Source organism: Mesorhizobium sp. LSJC280B00, from assembly GCF_000502835.1.
Lineage (GTDB): Bacteria > Pseudomonadota > Alphaproteobacteria > Rhizobiales > Rhizobiaceae > Mesorhizobium.
The window spans coordinates 1-2,850 of sequence record NZ_AYVL01000092.1 but is presented as its reverse complement, the minus strand read 5'-3'; the positions used below and the strand labels follow the sequence as shown (position 1 = coordinate 2,850).

At 58.8% G+C, this 2,850-nt stretch carries 4 protein-coding genes and 2 pseudogenes; all 6 read right to left on the bottom strand.

The window, feature by feature from the left end:
- A partial coding sequence (locus X773_RS0140600; protein WP_198023681.1) for a hypothetical protein occupies positions 1–243 on the bottom strand: 243 nt, incomplete at its 3' end.
- 206 nt (positions 244–449) lie between these two features.
- Positions 450–740, bottom strand: a pseudogene (locus X773_RS0140595) (ABC transporter permease subunit); the annotation flags it as partial.
- A gap of 58 nt (positions 741–798) precedes the next feature.
- Positions 799–945: a hypothetical protein gene (locus X773_RS79235; RefSeq protein ID WP_280952151.1), complete on the bottom strand. Its 147-nt coding sequence runs from the start codon at positions 943–945 to the stop codon at positions 799–801.
- Positions 909–2,062, bottom strand: a pseudogene (locus X773_RS73305) (transposase). The gene X773_RS79235 and the pseudogene X773_RS73305 overlap by 37 nt, the downstream one beginning before the upstream one ends.
- A gap of 156 nt (positions 2,063–2,218) precedes the next feature.
- Positions 2,219–2,377 carry a hypothetical protein gene (locus X773_RS77160; RefSeq protein ID WP_023680935.1) on the bottom strand — a complete coding sequence of 53 codons (159 nt, stop codon included), beginning with the start codon at positions 2,375–2,377 and terminating at the stop codon, positions 2,219–2,221.
- Positions 2,378–2,512: 135 nt separating this feature from the next.
- A partial coding sequence (locus tag X773_RS0140580) for a DUF2333 family protein (RefSeq protein WP_031213464.1) occupies positions 2,513–2,850 on the bottom strand: 338 nt, incomplete at its 5' end.

Below are 2,850 nucleotides of genomic sequence, written 5' to 3'. Positions count from 1 at the left end.
CTTGCGCTCTTTTACGAGATCAACGACGCCGGTCTTGACGAGCGGATACAAGCCGATGGCAACCGCCACCCACAAGGCTTGTATTGGAATGAGCTGCTGCCAATACAGCAACGCCATCAAGCCGGTAAAAAGGATGCGCGCGACTTCGGTCCAGCGTTCGCGCGTCATCAACACTCGCCAACCCGATGGAACCGTCTTAGGCGCCGGCTCAACGCTTTCCGTGGCTGCTGTCTCGGATTTCATGATTGGCTCGCTATCTCGGATTGCGGTCTTGGGTTGAAGCATGAGCGCATCAGGCCCCCGCGGCGGATAGTCCTGTCCAGCCATGGTATCCGACATAGAGGCCAACGGCGATGAGAAATAGCGCGCCCAGCGCGCGCGACGGTCGGCGGCCCCTACCGTGACGAGAGTAATCCCGAAGCTTGGCGATCCTGTCCCACATGCATGCCTCACGTCCACACCCGGAGGGATTGCTCCAGCCTGTCGGCGATCTGTATGACGACATAGGCGATCACCATGTAGATCACGACGGCAATCACAAAGGCTTCGAGGTAGTAGAAGTTCAGCGCGGCGGTCAGTTGGGACTGCGCGAAGATATCGACGACCTCGATGGCGAATCCGAGTGAAAGCGCCTTCATGATGACCATCATCGAGGTGGTCAGCTCGGGAATTGCCGTGAGGGCCACCTGGGGAAATAGGACCCGTCGGAACAGTTGGCTGCTTGTGTAACCCAGCGAGTAGGGGGTCGGAACAAGAACCGTTCCCAGCGACACGCTAACGTCGAACGGAGCATGAACGTCATGCGGCGTGGCGTAACCGAGCCGGAAGTCTGAGCGAACGGAATCCTTCAGGCATCTGATGTTCTGCATCCCAGGTGTAGATGCCGGTCAGGTTGATGTGCTCCCAACTCAGCCGCGATACGTGCTTGAGCAGATGATCCGGAATCTCGCGATGCGTTTTGCGTAAGTAGGTAACGGCCCGTTCGATATAGACCGTATTCCTACGATCGCACCGACGACGAGGTTGAGGCCGGAGGCGCGGAACGCCTGGCTTTCGAACGACCGGTCACGGATTTCACCACGCTCGTGGAAGAAAACGGCGCGCTTCAGGTTATGCGCAGCCTCACCCTTGTTGAGGCCGGCCTGGCAACGCCGGCGTAGCGCCGAACTTGAGTACCATTCGATCATGAACAGCGATCGCTCGACCCGGCCGAGTCCCGTAGCGCTCGTGCGAGTTGGCTTTCCTTCGGAGATGCGGATAGTTTCTTCAGGATCGTGGACGGCACTAAGGATCGCGTGGTGATCGACGCCGCCAGATGGAGGAGATCATCCCAGTGCTCGAGGATCAGGGTGGTGTTGATCGGCGCGCCGATGTGGTTCGACAGCGCCGGGTATGCATCGCCTTTCTCGAACGTGTGGAATTTCCGGTCCTTGAGGTTGCACAGTCGCGGCGCGAAGCGTTTGCCTATGAGGGCGAACAGACCGAAGATGTGATCACTCGCGCCGCCCCTATCGGTAAAGTGTTCCTGGATGTCGAGGACCGTGTCCTGATCGAATAGCCCATCGAGCACATAAGCAGCCTCACTTTCGGTCGGACTGATGGGCAGAATGCTGAAGTAGCCGTACTGATCGGAAAGGTGGCTGTAGAACTTTGAGCCGGGTTCGCTGCCGTAATGCAGATTGATGTCGCCGCGCTTTGCGGCTCGGTCGCTCGCGCGGAAGAATTGGCCGTCAGATGATGACGTCGTGCCATTGCCCCAAAGGCGAGAATGCGGATGGCGGGTGTGTGCGTCCGTCACGCAGGCCTGCGCCGCGCGGTAGGTCTCCGACCGTGCATGGAAGGTTCTCATCCAACTGATCTGGTGAGCGCTGATGCCTTTGGACGCGCTGGCCATCCGTTTCGGACCAAGGTTGGTCGCATCCGCCAGTACGCCGGCCAGCATGGCCGAGACATTTCTTGGGACGTCGCCGGTGCGAACATGCGTGAAGCTATCCGCAAAGCCGGTCCATTCATGCACTTCCCTCAACAGGTCGGAACCTCGATCATTGGATGCGGCGTCCATCCCTGGATGGCAATCCCGGCACAACACCCAGCGGGGATTGCGAACCTCCACTGTGCCGAACACCGTTTGAATTCGACGCGTCGTATAGTCCTTGACTGGCCGAAAATTGTGGCAATCCGGACAGACCCGTCGAAACAGGGTGTAGGTTTTCGCCTCCTAGGTCGCGACCACTGTTTGCAGGGCGGTCATGATCTTCTTGCCATCCTCGATCGACAGGTCAAGGTCTCCGCCACGCGGACGCTCATCGCTTTTGTCGATCCGGACCTCGTTTCGACATCGCCGAATTCGTTCCTGCTCTCGATCGTGATCGTCCATTCCACCGCCATCGCCGCCGCCTTAAACAAAGTAACGGTGATGGCCCAGTCGGCGCTAACAAATCGTGGCCGCGCTCACCCCAGAGAAGTTACCGGTCCCAATGCCTCGATGCCCTCGAGCGCTTCATCCACCGAGTTACTGCGCAAGAACGTTGCTGATCTCGACCAGGTTCGAGCGCACGCGCAACATGTAGAAGCCAATTGTCGTTAGGTGATTCGGCAACAGCCAGCCATCCTCGCGGCCATTGGCGATGATGAAGGGCTGGATGCGCAGCGCCGAGACGAACTGCGAGTCCATCGTGTCCCACAGGCTCTGCAGGTGCTTTTCGTTGATCACGTCCTCGAAATCGGCCTCGGCGCCTTTCATCAGCCCGTAATAGGCATAGAGCTGGCCATAGGCGAACCAGAAGCGATCGTCGGCGCGGAAATCGAACCAGCCATTGTTGTAGTGCTCAGCGCGCTCCTTGAGGATCG